Origin of the sequence: Citrobacter sp. Cf125 (assembly GCF_030333935.1) — a bacterium.
GTDB classification, from domain to species: domain Bacteria; phylum Pseudomonadota; class Gammaproteobacteria; order Enterobacterales; family Enterobacteriaceae; genus Citrobacter; species Citrobacter freundii.
This window is the reverse complement of record NZ_JAOWEY010000025.1, coordinates 735,374-752,465: the sequence shown is the minus strand read 5'-3', so window position 1 is coordinate 752,465 and position 17,092 is coordinate 735,374. Positions and strand designations below refer to the sequence as shown.

Genomic DNA, 17,092 nt, shown 5'->3' with positions numbered 1-17,092 from the left:
CTGTCAGGACTCCTCATGGCCTGGTTCTGGTTCACGATCCCACGACAGACGCGGATCAAATGTCATCGCAGAAAACATTGTCATAATGACGACTAAAGCAAACATCAAAGCACCCATTGCAGGATAAATGTTCATTAACCCTCCCATGCGCACCAGCGCAGAGAGTACCGCAATCACAAAGACGTCGATCATTGACCAGCGACCGACAAATTCCACGACCTCATAAATTAAATGCATCCGTTCACTGTCGCGCTTGCCGTGCCCCTTGGCGTCCCAGCATAGCCAGGCAATGGCGATCATTTTCAACGTCGGCACCATAATACTGGCGATAAAGATAACCGCAGCCACCGGATACGAGCCTTCGCTCCAGATTAAAACCACCCCCTCAAGTATGGTTGACGGCAGCTTTGACCCGAGCAAATCGGTAATCATAATCGGCAGAATATTGGCAGGAAGATAAAGCATGATTGACGTAAACAGTAATGCCAACGTCCATTGCAGACTGTTTTTACGCCGCACATAGCCTTTCGTCTGACAGCGTGGGCACACCCGTTCATCAGCGGGAAGTATTGCAGTGCAGCAAGAGCAGGAACGCAGTCCCTGTCGAATACCAGGCACGCCAGGTTTTAAGGCCTGCTTTATGACAGGCATTGGCGCAATATCATCCCATAGCCAGCGACGGTCAACGCACTGAAATGCACGCAACTGTAAAACGCAAAAGAAGCACCACGGAATAAAGCTGCTGCCCACGCCGATATCGCCGTAGGCCATTAGCTTAACAAAGCTCACCAGCACGCCGGCGAGGAAGATTTCTGCCATTCCCCAGCTTTTTAACTGAAACAAAATGCGCGCCAGCCATGCTTTAAGCCGCTCGGGCATCTGAACCCGGTTTACCAGTAGCAGGATCGTCAGCAGACAAAAGGCCGGAACCAGCTGAACGAATAAGATAAAGAAGGTGCCGAGACTGGCGTAATCTTCAGAAAAGAGCACGCTGGGAATTTGCAGCAACGTCACTTCACTACTCACCCCTGCGACGTTCATATTCACAAAGGGAAAGAGGTTTGACAGCAGCAGCATAAATAGTGCGGCTAAAACATAGGCAGTGGGACGCTGCCGGGGCGCGTCCCACTCAACGGTTAACGTAGTGCCACATCGTGGACATGCCGCTTTCTGACCATGCTCAAGGCGAGGTAACGCCACCAGCATGTCACACTGCGAGCACAAAATATGCTTCGCGGCATGGTGATGTTCGCACATAGGTGCTCCTTTAATTATGCGCCATTCTTCAAAGACTCAAGATACTCCCAGCGCTCAAAGGCTTGCTCAAGTTCTTGTTCCGCTTCGTTCAAATTAGCTAACACCTGTTGCGTTTGCTCGTGAGGCTGACTGAAAAACGCGGCGTCAGCAACCTGAGCCTGTAAGGCTTCCAGCTTAGCTTCCAGTTCTTCAAGCAACACGGGGAGTTGCTCCAGTTCGCGCTGCAGTTTATAGCTTAGTTTGCTGGTGCCGCGTTTGACAATTTCTGCTTTAGGAGCGGCTGGCTCCTCTGTTTTTTTCGCAACTGGCTGCTTAAACGCCACATACTGCGATTGCTGACTGCGCGCATCATGATAACCGCCGACATAACGACCAATTTTACCGCCGCCTTCGAAGATCCAGCATTCGGTCACGGTATTATCGACAAACTGACGGTCGTGGCTCACCAGCAGCACGGTGCCCTGGTAGCTATCAATCAACTCTTCGAGCAGTTCCAGCGTTTCGACGTCAAGATCGTTCGTTGGTTCATCGAGAATCAACAGATTGCTGGGTTTCAGGAACAAACGCGCCAATAACAGGCGATTACGTTCCCCGCCAGAGAGCGCACGTACTGGCGTCATCGCACGTTTCGGATGGAACAGGAAGTCCTGCAGGTAACCCAACACATGGCGAGGTTTACCGTTAACCATCACCTCTTGCTTACCTTCAGCCAGGTTGTCCATCACGGTTTTATCGGGATCCAGTTCGGCGCGGTGCTGATCGAAATAGGCCACTTCCAGTTTGGTACCGACGTGAATGCGTCCGCTGTCAGCCTGAAGCTGACCTAACATCAACTTCAGCAGCGTTGTTTTGCCGCAGCCGTTAGGTCCGATTAGCGCGATCTTGTCGCTACGCTGCACCTGCGCGGAGAAATCTTTCACCAGTTGCTTTCCGTCAACCTGGTAATCCACATTCTCCATTTCGAAAACAATCTTGCCTGAACGGCTAGCCTCTTCGACTTGCATCTTCGCTGTGCCCATCACTTCGCGACGTTCGCCACGCTCGCGACGCATGGCTTTCAGTGCGCGCACGCGACCTTCGTTACGCGTACGACGCGCTTTGATACCCTGACGAATCCAGACTTCTTCCTGCGCCAACTTGCGATCAAATTCCGCGTTTTGTAACTCTTCTACGCGCAACGCTTCTTCTTTATCCAGCAGATACTGATCGTAACTCCCCGGATAGGTCACCAGCTTGCCGCGGTCAAGATCGACAATACGCGTCGCCATATTGCGGATAAATGAACGGTCATGGGAAATGAAAATAATTGTCCCATTGAAAGTTTTCAGGAACCCTTCCAGCCAGTCGATGGTTTCAATATCCAGGTGGTTCGTCGGTTCATCCAACAGCAGCACGCGCGGGTTGCTCACTAACGCGCGGCCCAGCGCCGCCTTACGTAGCCAGCCGCCGGAAAGCGATGCCAGCTCCATGTCTGCTTCCAGGCCAAGCTGTTCCAGTACTTCATTAATACGGTTTTCCAGCTGCCACAGATTGTGGTGATCCAGCTGTTCCTGAACCTTCGCCAGTTCCTGGAGGTTTTTATCACTCGGATCGGCGATCACCAGATGCGAGATATCGTGATAACGCTTGAGGTAAACCGCCTGTTCTGCAATCCCTTCGGCGACAAAATCGTAGACGCTACCCTGCACGTTGCGCGGCGGATCCTGCTGCAGACGCGCCACAACCAGATCCTGCTCATAAATAATACGCCCATCGTCAAGACCCTGTTCACGGTTCAGGATCTTCATCAGCGTCGATTTGCCCGCGCCATTACGGCCAACCAGACAGACCCGCTCGTTATCTTCGATATGCAGTTCAGCATTATCAAGAAGCGGCGCATCGCTAAACGACAGCCATGCACCATGCATACTGATTAATGACATTTAATTTTCCTTTCAGGCTGCGGTAATCAGCCAGCAATTGTGGATCTGACGGTTACGGGCAAAGTCCTGGGAAAGCGTTTTTTGGGTGATTTCTTGTGCTTTCAATCCCAGTTCAGCCAAACCGTCGAGATCCATGCGGAACCCACGTTTGTTGTTGGAGAACATGATCGTGCCGTCTTTACGCAGCAAACGTTTCAGATCTTTCATCAGCGCCAGATGATCGCGCTGCACATCAAACGAGTCTTCCATACGTTTTGAGTTAGAGAACGTCGGCGGATCGATGAAAATCAGATCAAACTGTTCATTGGCATCACGCAACCAGCCCAGGCAATCGGCCTGAATTAAACGGTGAGCGCGACCGCTCAGGCCGTTCAGACGCAGGTTGCGTTCCGCCCATTCCAGATAGGTACGCGACATATCAACTGTCGTGGTGCTACGCGCACCGCCCAATCCTGCATGTACGCTGGCGCTGCCGGTGTAGGAGAACAGGTTAAGGAAGTCCTTACCTTTACTCATCTGCCCCAGCATACGGCGCGCAATACGGTGATCGAGGAATAAACCCGTATCAAGGTAGTCAGTCAGGTTCACCCACAGGCGCGCGTTGTACTCGCTTACCTCAATGAATTCACCCTTCTCATTCATCTTCTGATACTGATTCTTGCCTTTCTGGCGTTCACGGGTTTTCAGCACCAGTTTATTGGGCGCGATTTCCAGTACTGACAGCGTTGCGGCAATAATGTCAAACAGGCGTTGACGCGCTTTTTGTGCATCAACTGTCTTCGGTGGAGCATATTCCTGAACCACGACCCACTCACCGTAACGATCCACAGCAACGTTGTATTCCGGCAGGTCAGCGTCATACAGGCGATAACATTCAATGCCTTCCTGACGCGCCCATTTTTCCAGTTTCTTGATGTTTTTGCGCAGGCGGTTAGCATAATCTTCCGCGACCGTGGCAGGCTTGCTGTCCGCGGTGGTCTCTGCAACGTGATAGTTTTTCTGCACACAATCCAACGGGCCGTTTTTCGCCTTGAACTGCTTGTCGGCACGTAATTGCAAGCTGCTGAGCAGATCCGGAGAGGCGCTGAACAGCGACAAATTCCAGCCGCCAAACTGGTTTTTCATCGTACGGCCCAGCAGGCTGTGCAGGGCAATCAGCGCCGGTTCGCTATCCAGACGTTCGCCGTAAGGCGGGTTACTGATAACCGTCCCATACGGTCCTTTCGGCAACGGATTGCTCAGTTTGGCGACATCTTTAACGTCAAACGTCATCAGATCGGCGATACCGGCGCGGCGAGCGTTACTGCGCGCTTTTTCAATCACGCGCGCATCGCTGTCGGATCCATAAAAATGCGAGGTATAGTCAACCAGTCCCTTACGCGCACGCACCTGCGCTTCGGCTTTAACTTCTTGCCAGACGGCTTCGTCGTGCTGCGCCCAACCGCTGAAGCCCCAGTACCCGCGGTGCAGGCCCGGCGCGCGATCGGTTGCCCACATCGCAGCTTCAATCAGCAGTGTGCCGGAACCACACATCGGATCGAGTAACGGGGTTCCCGGTTGCCAGCCAGAACGCATAACAATAGCGGCGGCCAGCGTTTCTTTAATCGGTGCCTGACCCGCGCGATCGCGATAGCCACGCTGGTGCAAACCATCACCGCTCAGATCGAGCGCAATGCTGGCGGTATCTTTGTTCAACCAGACGTTGATGCGCAGATCCGGAGATTCACGATCCACATTCGGACGCGGCATATTTTTACGGGTAAATGCATCGACAATCGCATCCTTGACCTTTAGCGCGCCGTACTGGCTGTTACGAATGGTTTCGTTCAGGCCGCTAAAATGAACGGCAAACGTAGCACCAGGGTTAAATATCTCTGTCCAGTCGATTGCCTGAACGCCGAGGTACAGATCAAGATCGCTGTAGACCTTGCACTCTCCCATCGGCAGGATAATGCGCGAGGCCAGGCGACTCCACATCAGGCTCTGGTAAACAAGCCGCGTGTCGCCCTTAAAATGGACCCCACCCTGAACGACCTGACACTCCAGCGCGCCGAGGTTTTCCAGTTCAGTTTTTAACAGCTCTTCCAGCCCGCGGGCCGTACTGGCAAACAGAGAATTCATAATGTCACTTTTACTCCGAGAAAATTGCTGCGCATTATAGCTAATATGGGCTGTATGTCATAAAGTTGAAGGCTTATTTTCATTCGAGGGGCTGTACAGTGGTCACGTTAACCCGACTTTTTATTCATCCGGTTAAATCAATGCGCGGCATTGGGCTCACGCATGCCCTGGCCGACGTCAGCGGTCTCGCCTTTGACCGTATATTTATGATCACTGAACCTGACGGAACGTTCATAACCGCCCGCCAGTTCCCACAAATGGTCCGTTTTACGCCTTCCCCATTCCACGATGGGCTGCATCTTACGGCTCCAGACGGCAGCAGTGCGCTCGTACGATTTGCCGACTTCGCCACCCAGGATGCGCCAACTGAAGTATGGGGGAATCATTTTACCGCGCGCATTGCGCCAGTGGCTATTAACCAGTGGCTTAGCAGTTTTTTCTCCCGTGACGTGCAGTTACGCTGGGTCGGTCCGCAGCTGACGCGCCGTGTAAAACGACATGTTGATGTTCCTTTATCCTTCGCTGATGGTTATCCCTATCTGCTGGCCAACGAAGCATCCCTGCGCGATGTGCAACAGCGCTGTCCGGCAAGCGTCAAAATGGAACAGTTTCGCCCCAATCTGGTGGTTTCAGGAGCTGGCGCCTGGGAAGAAGATACCTGGAAAGTGATTCGTATTGGCGACGTCATTTTTGATGTTGCAAAACCCTGTAGCCGCTGTATTTTCACTACAGTTAGCCCGGAAAAAGGCCAGAAACATCCATCCGGCGAACCTCTCGCAACACTGCAAACCTTCCGTACTGCGGTAGATAACGGCGATGTCGATTTCGGCCAGAATCTTATCGCACGCAACAGTGGCGTTATTCGCGTCGGCGATGAGGTAGAGATTTTGGCAACCGGCCCCGCCAGAGCGTACGGCGCGGCGGAATCTGATGATACCGTCGCCGAGCAGCAGCCTGATGCCACGGTGCTGATTGACTGGCAGGGACAGACCTTTCGCGGAAATAATCAGCAGGTATTGCTTGAGCAGCTGGAAAACCAGGGTATCCGGGTTCCCTATTCATGCCGGGCAGGCATTTGCGGATGCTGTCGAATTCGACTGGTAGATGGCGAAGTTAGCCCGTTGAAGAAATCAGCGATAGGGGACGACGGAACGATTCTGTGCTGCAGCTGTATTCCCAAAACGGCAATCAGGCTGGAGAGCTAAACCGCCTGCTCAAGGCTGAAACTGTCAACTACTGCTTGCGGTTTCAGTCTGTCATTCATTATTTTAATCGCATCGCCAAGCTGCATCATGCGCCCGGCGATAACCACACCAGGTTGCGCAAGCAGACAAAGCGCGGCGTTTTCACCCGGCTCAACCACTAACAGGTTTACCTGTTCATCGGTATCGCTTAAATCAACACAGGCAGCGTCACCCACGACCGGCGACCAGTTAATACCGTGCGCAACAAAGTGCCAGCTTTTCGGCATTTGCGGTTTGAGATAACGAATCGCCACCAGCGCATTGAGCACCAGTTCCGCTTTTTGTTCTTTGGCTAAATCCAGGTAGCGACATTTTTCTTCAAAGGAAAAATAAAGCGCGGCGTCATCAACACAAAAACCTGACGGAGAAAATGCATCAGGAGTGAGCATTTTACGAGCAAAACGCGAGCGGAATAACATGCCATTGGCTAAATCGAGCATCATACGATCATGCTCTTCATCATAATACCAGCGCCAGTTATCGTCGGGTTTAATTCGCATCAGTTTCTCTCCTTTCCTTAATCATCACCGTTACGACAGTATCCTTTTGCCGCTTCGTTTATTGCCCTAATAATAAAAGCTCAGAATGTTTAAATAAGCAACAGTAAAGGAATATAAAACAACCAGGGCTAGAAATAAAGCCCTGGTTTGTGATTAAGGTAGCATTCAGATATTGCTGACGATTTCTTTTATCAACGGCGGACCTTTAAAAATAAAGCCCGAATAAATCTGTACGAGGGTTGCACCAGCAGCTATTTTCTCACGTGCAGCAATCACCGAATCGATACCACCAACACCAATAATCGGCAGCTGGCCTTTTAATTCCTGAGACAACTGGCGAATAATTTCTGTACTTTTTAATTGTAATGGTCGACCGCTCAGGCCACCCATTTGATCGCAATTTTTCATTCCTTGAACGAGAGAACGATCGAGCGTGGTGTTAGTCGCAATTACGCCATCAATATTATGACGAACTAAACTGTCAGCAACCTGGATCAGTTCTTCCACAGAAAGATCCGGCGCGATCTTTACCGCCACTGGAACATATTTATGGTGGATCGCTTGCAGATCATTTTGCTTATTTTTAATTGCCGTCAGGAGATCGTCTAGCGCCTCGCCGTATTGCAGCGTACGTAATCCCGGCGTATTCGGTGAAGAGATATTAATCGCGATATAACCCGCATAAGCATAGACTTTTTCCATACAAATCAGATAGTCATCTTTGCCGTTCTCTACTGGGGTATCTTTATTCTTACCAATATTAATCCCCAGAATACCGTCAAAATGCGATTTTTTAACGTTCTCAACCAGGTTATCAACCCCGTGGTTATTAAACCCCATACGGTTGATCAAACCTTCTGCATCGACCAGACGGAACAGACGCGGTTTATCGTTACCCGGCTGAGGGCGTGGCGTCACGGTACCAATCTCAATGGAACCAAATCCCATCGCGCCGAGCGCATCAATGCACTCCCCGTCTTTATCCAGTCCGGCAGCAAGCCCGAGCGGATTTTTAAACGTCAACCCCATACAGGTAACCGGTTTTGCCGGTACTTTCTGGCGCACAAGCGCTTCAAGCGGTGTGCCGGTAATGCGACGTAATTGCTGGAATGTCAATTCATGAGCGCGCTCTGGATCGAGCTGAAAAAGGGCTTTACGAACGAAGGGGTAGTACATGAACTCTCCTGGATTCCCGGTGTGCAAACCGGGGGCGTATTATGTGCGATCGCGAGCAAAAAGGGAATTGACCTGCGGCAATAAATAGCAATCGTTTTCCTCGCCCCTGCTTTTTACACCCTAAATAATTCGAGTTGCAGGAAGGCGGTGACGCAGCAAATCCCCAGGAACGTACACCAGTACGTGACTGGGGTGAGCGAGGAAAGCCAACGCACATGCAACTTGAAGTATGACAGGTATATTTATTTTTCGACTTTTCTATCCCGTATAAATCATTTCGATAAACAAAATCTCTCTGCCAGACTGCATAAATTGTTATCAATGTTAAGCAAAAGAAAACAATTAGTTATAAGGGGAGATTAAAATTATGCGCGTCATTACTCTGGCGGGAAGCCCACGCTTTCCCTCTCGCTCCAGCGCGTTACTGGAATATGCTCGAGAAAAACTAAACGGTCAGGATGTGGAAGTTTTTCACTGGAATCTGCACAACTTTGCCCCAGAAGACCTGATCTATGCCCGTTTCGACAGTCCGGCGCTGAAGACATTTAGCGAACAATTGCAGGATGCAGACGGGCTGATTGTCGCCACGCCGGTCTACAAAGCCGCTTACTCTGGCGCCCTGAAAACCCTGCTCGATCTGCTCCCCGAGCGAGCGCTGGAAGGGAAAGTAGTTTTGCCGTTGGCTACCGGCGGCAGCGTGGCGCATTTGCTTGCCGTCGATTACGCGCTGAAACCGGTACTGAGCGCATTAAAGGCCCAGGAGATCCTGCACGGTGTGTTTGCCGATGATTCGCAGGTAATTGATTATCAACATAAACCTCAGTTTACGCCTAACCTTCAGCAGCGTCTGGACAGTGCGCTTGATACCTTCTGGCTGGCGTTGCATCGTCGCGACGTCCAACTTCCTCAACTGAACACCCTGCGAGGTGCCGCCCATGCTTGATCTTCTCAAGCGTCACACGTCATGGCTGGCACTGAGTGGGTTGTTGTCGTTGTCAACTCTGGGGCATGCCGCAGAATCGGCCCCCGATGCCTTGCGTATTGGTTACCAGAAAGGAAGCGTCAGTATGGTGCTGGCCAAAAGCCATCAGCTACTGGAGAAACGCTATCCGCAGACTAAAATCTCGTGGGTCGAATTCCCGGCTGGGCCGCAAATGCTGGAAGCGCTCAACATCGGCAGTATCGATCTCGGCAGCACCGGTGATATTCCGCCAATTTTCGCCCAGGCTGCCGGAGCCGATCTGGTTTACGTGGGCGTCGAGCCGCCCAAGCCGAAAGCCGAAGTGATTCTGGTGCCGAAAAATAGCCCGATCCAGAGCGTAGCGCAGCTTAAAGGACATAAAGTCGCCTTCCAGAAAGGGTCCAGCGCCCACAATTTACTGCTCCGGGCGCTGCAACAGGCTGGACTGAAACTTACCGATATTCAACCGACCTATCTGACTCCCGCCGACGCGCGAGCAGCCTTTCAGCAAGGAAACGTTGATGCATGGGCTATCTGGGACCCCTATTATTCCGCCGCGTTACTGCAAGGTGATGTACGTGTGCTAAAAGACGGCTCAGACCTCAAGCAAACCGGTTCGTTTTATCTCGCCGCCCGTCCCTATGCCGAGAAAAATGGCGCATTTGTTCTTGGCGTACTGGATACCTTTAGCCAGGCCGATGCGTTAACCCTCAGCCAGCGCCAGCAAAGTATTACCCTGCTGGCCAAAACCATGGGACTGCCAGAACCGGTGATTGCGTCTTATCTGGATCACCGTCCGCCAACCACCATTGTGCCAGTCAACGCCTCTGTTGCAGCCCTGCAACAACAAACCGCCGATCTGTTTTATGACAACCGTCTGGTGCCGAAAAAAATCGATATTCGCCAGCGTATCTGGCAACCCACTCAGCAGGCAGGAGAAAAATTATGAGTCTGAACATGTTTTGGTTTTTACCCACCCATGGTGACGGTCATTATCTTGGAACGGAAGAGGGTTCGCGCCCTGTCGATCACGGTTATCTGCAACAAATCGCGCAAACGGCCGATCGTCTTGGGTTTACCGGCGTTCTGATTCCAACTGGTCGCTCTTGCGAAGATGCCTGGCTGGTCGCCGCCTCGATGATCCCGGTCACCCAGCGATTAAAGTTTCTGGTCGCGCTGCGTCCAAGCGTTACCTCGCCAACGGTTGCCGCACGTCAGGCTGCAACGCTCGACAGACTCTCAAATGGCCGGGCGTTATTTAACCTGGTGACCGGCAGCGATCCACAGGAGCTGGCAGGCGACGGCGTGTTCCTCGATCACACCGAGCGCTATGAAGCCTCTGCGGAATTTACTCAGGTCTGGCGGCGCTTGCTGCAAGGTGAAACGGTGGATTTCAACGGCAAACATATTCACGTTCGCGGCGCGAAGCTGTTTTTCCCTCCCGTACAACAACCCCAACCACCGCTTTATTTCGGCGGCTCGTCTGATGTCGCACAAGATCTTGCTGCAGAACAGGTTGATCTCTACCTGACCTGGGGCGAGCCGCCCGAACAGGTGAAAGCGAAGATTGAACAGGTGCGGGCCAAAGCAGCGGCGCTCGGGCGCAAGATCCGCTTCGGTATTCGTCTGCATGTGATCGTACGAGAGACAACGCACGAGGCATGGCAGGCAGCGGATCGTCTGATAGCCCATCTGGATGACGACACCATCGCCAAAGCCCAGGCCGCCTTCTCAAAAACGGATTCGGTTGGTCAGCAGCGAATGGCTGCACTGCACAACGGTAAACGCGACAAACTGGAAATTAGCCCGAACCTGTGGGCAGGGGTAGGACTGGTACGCGGTGGCGCAGGGACCGCACTGGTTGGAGACGGTCCTACGGTCGCAGCACGTATTAACGAGTATGCCGCGCTGGGCATCGACAGCTTTGTGCTGTCCGGCTATCCGCATCTGGAAGAAGCGTACAGGGTTGGTGAGCTGCTGTTCCCGCATCTGGATGTCGCGATACCAGAAATTCCGCAACCGCAGCGCCTGCAACAGCAAGGCGAAGCGGTTGCAAACGAATTCATCCCGCGCAAAGTCGCTCAAAGCTAAGGAGCGGCTAATGGCAACGACGAAAAACAGATGGTTATTGCGCCTCGCGCCCTGGTTTTTACCGGTAGGTCTGGTGGCGCTCTGGCAGCTCGCATCATCAATGGGCTGGCTGTCCAACCGCATACTGCCCTCTCCGGAGGGTGTTATCGAAGCCTTCTGGACGCTTTCCACCAGCGGCGAGCTTTGGCAGCATCTGGCCATCAGTTCCTGGCGCGCGCTGATCGGATTCTCCATCGGTGGATCGATTGGCCTGACGCTGGGACTGATCAGCGGTCTTTCGCGTTGGGGAGAACGCTTGCTGGATACCTCGGTGCAGATGCTGCGTAACGTACCGCATCTGGCGCTGATCCCGCTGGTGATTTTGTGGTTCGGCATTGATGAATCCGCCAAGATCTTTCTCGTTGCGTTGGGCACGCTGTTCCCGATTTACATCAACACCTGGCATGGGATCCGTAATATCGATCGTGGGCTGGTAGAAATGGCGCGTAGCTATGGGTTGTCCGGCTTTTCACTGTTTGTTCATGTCATCCTCCCTGGCGCCCTGCCCTCAATTATGGTCGGCGTGCGTTTCGCTCTCGGGCTGATGTGGCTGACGCTTATCGTCGCAGAAACCATTTCATCCAATGCCGGTATTGGCTACCTGGCGATGAACGCCCGCGAATTTCTGCAAACCGATGTGGTCGTGGTGGCCATTATTCTCTACGCCTTACTCGGCAAACTTGCCGACGTCAGCGCCCAATTGCTGGAGCGAGTCTGGCTGCGCTGGCACCCGGCTTACCATATAAAGGAGGCTACCGTATGAATACCGCTCGCTTGAACCAAGGTACGCCGCTGTTGCTGAGCGCCGTGACAAAACAATACGCCGCCAATACGGTGCTCAATCAGTTAGATTTGCATATACAGGCCGGGCAGTTCGTTGCCGTGGTTGGCCGCAGCGGTGGTGGTAAAAGCACGTTGCTGCGTCTGCTGGCAGGGTTGGAGTCGCCCACCTCAGGCGCATTACTTGCCGGAACCACCCCACTGGCGGAAATTCAGGATGATACGCGTATGATGTTTCAGGATGCGCGTCTGCTGCCATGGAAGACGGTTATCGATAACGTCGGTCTGGGTCTGAAAGGTCACTGGCACAATGCGGCCCGAGATGCGCTGGCCGCCGTTGGACTGGAGAATCGTGCTCAGGAGTGGCCCGCAGCGCTTTCTGGCGGACAAAAACAACGCGTAGCCCTGGCCCGGGCATTAATTCATCGCCCTGGTCTGCTGCTGTTGGATGAACCCCTCGGCGCACTGGATGCCTTAACCCGCCTTGAAATGCAGGAGCTGATCGTCTCTTTATGGCAAGAGCACGGCTTTACCGTACTGTTGGTCACCCATGACGTCAGCGAAGCGGTAGCAATGGCCGATCGCGTTTTGCTGATTGAGGACGGAAAAATCGGGCTGGATTTAACGGTGGATATTGCACGACCTCGCCGGATTGGTTCCGTGCGTTTGACAGAACTGGAAGCCGAGGTGTTGAACCGGGTGATGCAGCGTGGCGACAATGAAGTTCAGCTACGCAAGCAAGGTTAAAAATGCCGGATGGCGCTACCGCTTATCCGGCCTACGCGTGAATGGTAGACCGGACCCATCCGGCAATATTATCAGGCTAACGCTTTAGAGATCTTTTCGAACAGATCGCCTGACAGATTCTCCAGACCTTTCAGCTGTTCCAGCGCCGCACGCATCTTCGCCTGACGTTTTGCATCATAACGTTTTAAGCGAATCAGCGGCTCAATCAGGCGTGACGCCACCTGCGGGTTACGGCTGTTGAGCTCAGTCAGCATGTCAACCAGGAACTGATAACCGCTACCATCTTCCGCATGGAATGCTGCCGGGTTGCTGCCCGCGAAGGCACCGATCAGAGAACGGATGCGGTTTGGGTTACTCATGCTAAAAGAGCGATGCTTCAACAGGCCGCGTACCGTTTCCAGTACGTTTCTAGCCGGGCTGGTGGATTGCAGGATAAACCATTTATCCATCACCAGACCGTCATGGTGCCACTTATTGTCATACTCCTGCATCAACGCGTCACGACAAGGAAGCTGCGCAGCGACTGCCGCGGATAGCGCCGCCAGCGCATCGGTCATATTGTTCGCTTCACGGTACTGCTTGCTTACCAGCGTGTCAGCCAGATGGGTTTCGCCAAAGGCCAGGAATCGCAGGCAGGCGTTACGCAGCGTACGCTTGCCAATATCGGCATGCTCAACGCGGTACTCATCAAGATGATTAGCGTTATAGATGGCGAGGAATTCATCCGCCAGCTCGGCGGCCAGTGTGCGGGTTAACGCTTCGCGTACTTCGGTTATCGCCACCGGATCAATGATGTCGAATAGTTCGGCAATTTCATTTACTGAAGGCAGCGTCAGGATCTCTGCCGCCAGCGCCGGATCGATTTTCTCATCCAGCAAAACTGCGCGGAATGCATCGGCCACGTGTACCGGCAGCGACAGCGGTTGTCCCTGCTGATGGCGGGCAACGTTGAGCTTAATGTAGGTCGCCAGCAGGCTTTGCGCCGCGTCCCAACGAGAGAAATCATTACGCGCGTGACGCATCAGGAAGGTCAGTTGCTGATCGCTCCATTTATATTCCAGTTTTACCGGCGCGGAGAATTCGCACAGCAATGCCGGAACCGGCTGGAAGTAGACGTTATCAAAGACAAACGTCTGCTCTGCCTGGGTGACGTTGAGTACGGAATTCACCGGGTGCCCGCCTTTTTGTAGCGGGATCACTTTCCCTTCGTTGTCATACAACTCGAGAGCGAAAGGAATATGCAACGGCTGTTTTTCGGCCTGATCCGGCGTGGCCGGCGTGCGCTGGCTAATGGTCAGCGTGTACTGTTCAGTTGATGGGTTATAGTCATCACGCACGGTCAGAATCGGCGTACCGGACTGACTGTACCAGCGGCGGAAATGGGAGAGATCAACGTTAGACGCATCTTCCATCGCCTGCACAAAATCATCACAGGTTGCAGCGCTACCGTCGTGACGCTCAAAGTACAGCTGCATCCCTTTCTGGAAGTTAGCCTCACCCAGCAGGGTGTGGATCATACGAATCACTTCCGCCCCCTTCTCGTACACGGTAAGGGTATAGAAGTTGTTCATTTCGATGACCATATCCGGGCGGATAGGATGCGCCATCGGGCTGGCGTCCTCAGCAAACTGCAGGCCGCGCATGGTACGCACATTGCTGATGCGGTTTACCGCACGTGAACCGAGATCGGAACTGAACTCCTGATCGCGGAACACAGTTAAACCCTCTTTCAGGCTCAACTGGAACCAGTCGCGACAGGTCACGCGGTTGCCGGTCCAGTTATGGAAATATTCGTGACCGATGACGCGCTCAATATCGAGGTAATCTTTGTCGGTGGCGGTATCGGTACGCGCCAGCACGTATTTGGAGTTAAAGATGTTCAGACCTTTATTCTCCATCGCGCCCATGTTGAAGAAATCCACAGCGACAATCATATAGATGTCGAGGTCATACTCGAGGCCAAAGCGCTCTTCATCCCATTTCATGGAGTTTTTCAGCGAGGTCATCGCCCATGGCGCGCGGTCCAGGTTACCGCGATCGACGTACAGTTCCAGTGCCACTTCACGCCCTGAGCGGGTAGTAAAAGTATCGCGCAGGACGTCAAAATCACCGGCCACCAGCGCAAATAAATAGCACGGTTTCGGGAATGGATCCTGCCACTGAACCCAGTGGCGACCATTTTCCAGTTCACCCTGCGCCACGCGGTTACCGTTGGAGAGCAGGAACGGATATTGCGTTTTATCGGCGATTATTTTGGTAGTAAAACGCGCCAGCACGTCCGGGCGATCAAGATACCAGGTAATATGGCGGAAACCTTCTGCTTCGCACTGGGTACACAGCGCATCGCCTGACTTGTACAGCCCTTCCAGCGCGGTATTCGCCGCTGGGCTAATTTCATTCACGATACGCAGCGTAAAACGTTCCGGCAGTTGATTGATGACCAGAACGCCCTCTTCTTCTTTATACTCTGTCCACAGCTCGTCGTTTACGTGGATCGACACCAGGGTCAGATCTTCGCCATTCAGGCGCAGGGGCGCGTCGGACGCGCCATGACGGACAGCCTGGCTCACTGCGGTGACCACGGTTTTTTCAGCATCCAGGTCAAAGGTCAAATCAATATCAGTAATCTGGTAATCCGGCGCACGATAGTCGTGACGGTATTTGGCTTGTGGCTGTTGTGTCATAAAAAAACCTTTAGCATCTTTAATAGAGTCTCGGCTTCAGTCTATTCCTGTTGCGTAAATCGCGCTACGCAGAATGTTCATCTTTTCAGGCACAAACACCCTTTTTGCTACATTTTTATAACACGTGGCACGAATTGCCCTCGACCAGAAAGAGAGCTTATGGTGTGATCGGGGTTCAATAAATCGCTAAACAGGGTATACTCCAGCGGTTTTCTTAGTTGTTTATTGTACTAAACGCTCCCGTGAGAGGATGCTACTGCGCACCTATGACACAATTCGCTTCTCCTGTTCTGCACTCGCTGCTGGATACAGACGCTTATAAGTTGCATATGCAGCAAGCCGTTTTTCACCACTACTATGACGTACAAGTAGCGGCTGAATTTCGTTGCCGTGGCGATGACCTGCTCGGTATTTATGCCGATTCTATTCGTGAGCAGGTGAATGCTATGCAGCACCTGCGACTGCAGGAGGATGAGTACCAGTGGCTCTCCGGCCTGCCTTTCTTTAAAGCTGATTACCTCACCTGGTTACGTGATTTCCGCTATAACCCGGAACAGGTTTGCGTCACCAATGATAACGGTAAGCTAAACATCCGCTTAACCGGTCCGTGGCGTGAAGTGATCATGTGGGAAGTCCCGCTGTTAGCGGTGATTAGCGAACTGGTACACCGTTACCGCTCACCTGAATCAGGCGTCCAGCAGGCACTCGATGAGCTGGAAAGCAAACTAGTAGAATTCTCTGCTTTAACGAAAGATGTCGATATGTCCCGCTTCCATTTGATGGATTTCGGTACGCGTCGTCGTTTTTCGCGCGAAGTACAGCAGGCTATCGTTAAACGCCTGCAGCAAGAGCCCTGGTTTGTCGGCACCAGTAACTACGATCTGGCCCGCCGTCTGTCATTAACCCCAATGGGTACGCAGGCGCATGAGTGGTTCCAGGCTCATCAGCAAATCAGTCCTGAACTTGCCACCAGCCAACGTGTAGCCCTGGCCGCCTGGTTAAATGAGTATCCTGATCAACTCGGCATTGCATTGACCGATTGCATCACCATGGACGCATTTTTACGCGACTTTGGCGTTGAGTTTGCGACCCGCTACCAGGGATTACGCCATGACTCAGGCGATCCGGTGGAATGGGGTGAAAAAGCCATCGCCCATTATGAAAAACTGGGTATTGATCCGCTGAGCAAAACGCTGGTCTTTTCAGATAACCTCGATCTGAAAAAAGCGATTGAACTCTACCGCCACTTCTCTTCCCGCGTACAGTTGAGTTTTGGTATTGGGACACGGCTAACATGCGACATTCCACAGGTTAAGCCGCTTAATATCGTAATTAAGCTGGTGGAATGTAACGGCAAACCAGTGGCGAAGTTATCTGACAGCCCGGGTAAAACCATCTGCCACGATAAAGCATTTGTTCGTGCACTGCGCAAAGCCTTCGATCTCCCGCATATTAAAAAAGCCAGTTAATCCTTCCAGGGAGCCATTTTGGCTCCCTTATTCGCGTTTATTTCCGAAATCTTTCACTCCAGCTACGAATTCTGCTTGTCTGATTGCAGATGCCAGGTAAC

At 52.6% G+C, this 17,092-nt stretch carries 13 protein-coding genes; 7 read left to right on the top strand and 6 right to left on the bottom strand.

What is annotated here, in order from left to right; all coding sequences use genetic code 11:
* Positions 1-3 precede the first annotated feature (3 nt).
* From pqiA to rlmKL, 3 genes are read right to left on the bottom strand one after another with little or no spacing between them, the layout of a single operon-like run.
* The gene (gene pqiA, locus OGV89_RS20185) at positions 4-1,257 is read right to left on the bottom strand and encodes a membrane integrity-associated transporter subunit PqiA (protein ID WP_003035862.1); all 1,254 of its coding nucleotides are present in this window, start codon (positions 1,255-1,257) and stop codon (positions 4-6) included.
* A gap of 14 nt (positions 1,258-1,271) precedes the next feature.
* On the bottom strand, positions 1,272-3,179 hold the full coding sequence (locus tag OGV89_RS20180; protein ID WP_003846957.1) for an ABC transporter ATP-binding protein: 1,908 nt from the start codon (positions 3,177-3,179) through the stop codon (positions 1,272-1,274).
* Positions 3,180-3,191: 12 nt separating this feature from the next.
* Positions 3,192-5,300, bottom strand: coding sequence for a bifunctional 23S rRNA (guanine(2069)-N(7))-methyltransferase RlmK/23S rRNA (guanine(2445)-N(2))-methyltransferase RlmL (rlmKL, locus tag OGV89_RS20175; RefSeq protein ID WP_003846959.1), 2,109 nt, complete (start codon positions 5,298-5,300; stop codon positions 3,192-3,194).
* Positions 5,301-5,398: 98 nt separating this feature from the next.
* Here rlmKL and OGV89_RS20170 point away from each other — a divergent pair, with 98 nt between their 5' ends.
* The gene (locus OGV89_RS20170; protein ID WP_044712505.1) at positions 5,399-6,505 is read left to right on the top strand and encodes a YcbX family protein; all 1,107 of its coding nucleotides are present in this window, start codon (positions 5,399-5,401) and stop codon (positions 6,503-6,505) included.
* Here OGV89_RS20170 and zapC read toward each other — a convergent pair.
* Positions 6,502-7,044: a cell division protein ZapC gene (zapC, locus tag OGV89_RS20165; protein ID WP_286559213.1), complete on the bottom strand. Its 543-nt coding sequence runs from the start codon at positions 7,042-7,044 to the stop codon at positions 6,502-6,504. The two genes, OGV89_RS20170 and zapC, sit on opposite strands and share 4 nt — an antisense overlap.
* A gap of 165 nt (positions 7,045-7,209) precedes the next feature.
* Complete coding sequence (gene pyrD / locus OGV89_RS20160) at positions 7,210-8,220, bottom strand: quinone-dependent dihydroorotate dehydrogenase (RefSeq protein WP_003831973.1); 1,011 nt, start codon at positions 8,218-8,220, stop codon at positions 7,210-7,212.
* Between the two features lie 367 nt (positions 8,221-8,587).
* Here pyrD and ssuE point away from each other — a divergent pair, with 367 nt between their 5' ends.
* Genes ssuE through ssuB form a run of 5 tightly spaced genes read left to right on the top strand, consistent with a single transcriptional unit; the run spans position 8,588 to position 12,838 of the window.
* Entirely contained in the window at positions 8,588-9,163 is a 576-nt protein-coding gene (gene ssuE / locus OGV89_RS20155) for an NADPH-dependent FMN reductase (RefSeq protein WP_016149876.1), read from the top strand.
* The gene (locus OGV89_RS20150; RefSeq protein WP_003836853.1) at positions 9,156-10,130 is read left to right on the top strand and encodes a sulfonate ABC transporter substrate-binding protein; all 975 of its coding nucleotides are present in this window, start codon (positions 9,156-9,158) and stop codon (positions 10,128-10,130) included. The genes ssuE and OGV89_RS20150 overlap by 8 nt, the downstream gene beginning before the upstream one ends.
* Complete coding sequence (gene ssuD, locus OGV89_RS20145; protein WP_044701566.1) at positions 10,127-11,272, top strand: FMNH2-dependent alkanesulfonate monooxygenase; 1,146 nt, start codon at positions 10,127-10,129, stop codon at positions 11,270-11,272. The genes OGV89_RS20150 and ssuD overlap by 4 nt, the downstream gene beginning before the upstream one ends.
* A gap of 10 nt (positions 11,273-11,282) precedes the next feature.
* On the top strand, positions 11,283-12,074 hold the full coding sequence (gene ssuC / locus OGV89_RS20140; protein WP_286559211.1) for an aliphatic sulfonate ABC transporter permease SsuC: 792 nt from the start codon (positions 11,283-11,285) through the stop codon (positions 12,072-12,074).
* The gene (gene ssuB / locus OGV89_RS20135; RefSeq protein ID WP_003035840.1) at positions 12,071-12,838 is read left to right on the top strand and encodes an aliphatic sulfonates ABC transporter ATP-binding protein; all 768 of its coding nucleotides are present in this window, start codon (positions 12,071-12,073) and stop codon (positions 12,836-12,838) included. Before ssuC ends, ssuB begins: the two co-directional genes overlap by 4 nt.
* Positions 12,839-12,909: 71 nt before the next feature.
* Here ssuB and pepN read toward each other — a convergent pair whose 3' ends face one another.
* The gene (pepN, locus tag OGV89_RS20130; protein WP_286559209.1) at positions 12,910-15,522 is read right to left on the bottom strand and encodes an aminopeptidase N; all 2,613 of its coding nucleotides are present in this window, start codon (positions 15,520-15,522) and stop codon (positions 12,910-12,912) included.
* Between the two features lie 266 nt (positions 15,523-15,788).
* Here pepN and pncB point away from each other — a divergent pair, with 266 nt between their 5' ends.
* Positions 15,789-16,991, top strand: a complete 1,203-nt coding sequence (gene pncB / locus OGV89_RS20125; protein WP_286559206.1) for a nicotinate phosphoribosyltransferase — start codon at positions 15,789-15,791, stop codon at positions 16,989-16,991.
* Positions 16,992-17,092 lie beyond the last annotated feature (101 nt).

What these genes read in the sequence shown, in the direction of transcription:
- pqiA (WP_003035862.1), bottom strand. Translation starts at nt 1,257, where the DNA reads ATGTGCGAACATCACCATGCCGCGAAGCATATTTTGTGCTCGCAGTGT.
- OGV89_RS20180 (WP_003846957.1), bottom strand. Translation starts at nt 3,179, where the DNA reads ATGTCATTAATCAGTATGCATGGTGCATGGCTGTCGTTTAGCGATGCG.
- rlmKL (WP_003846959.1), bottom strand. Translation starts at nt 5,300, where the DNA reads ATGAATTCTCTGTTTGCCAGTACGGCCCGCGGGCTGGAAGAGCTGTTA.
- zapC (WP_286559213.1), bottom strand. Translation starts at nt 7,044, where the DNA reads ATGCGAATTAAACCCGACGATAACTGGCGCTGGTATTATGATGAAGAG.
- pyrD (WP_003831973.1), bottom strand. Translation starts at nt 8,220, where the DNA reads ATGTACTACCCCTTCGTTCGTAAAGCCCTTTTTCAGCTCGATCCAGAG.
- ssuE (WP_016149876.1), top strand. Translation starts at nt 8,588, where the DNA reads ATGCGCGTCATTACTCTGGCGGGAAGCCCACGCTTTCCCTCTCGCTCC.
- OGV89_RS20150 (WP_003836853.1), top strand. Translation starts at nt 9,156, where the DNA reads ATGCTTGATCTTCTCAAGCGTCACACGTCATGGCTGGCACTGAGTGGG.
- ssuD (WP_044701566.1), top strand. Translation starts at nt 10,127, where the DNA reads ATGAGTCTGAACATGTTTTGGTTTTTACCCACCCATGGTGACGGTCAT.
- ssuC (WP_286559211.1), top strand. Translation starts at nt 11,283, where the DNA reads ATGGCAACGACGAAAAACAGATGGTTATTGCGCCTCGCGCCCTGGTTT.
- ssuB (WP_003035840.1), top strand. Translation starts at nt 12,071, where the DNA reads ATGAATACCGCTCGCTTGAACCAAGGTACGCCGCTGTTGCTGAGCGCC.
- pepN (WP_286559209.1), bottom strand. Translation starts at nt 15,522, where the DNA reads ATGACACAACAGCCACAAGCCAAATACCGTCACGACTATCGTGCGCCG.
- pncB (WP_286559206.1), top strand. Translation starts at nt 15,789, where the DNA reads ATGACACAATTCGCTTCTCCTGTTCTGCACTCGCTGCTGGATACAGAC.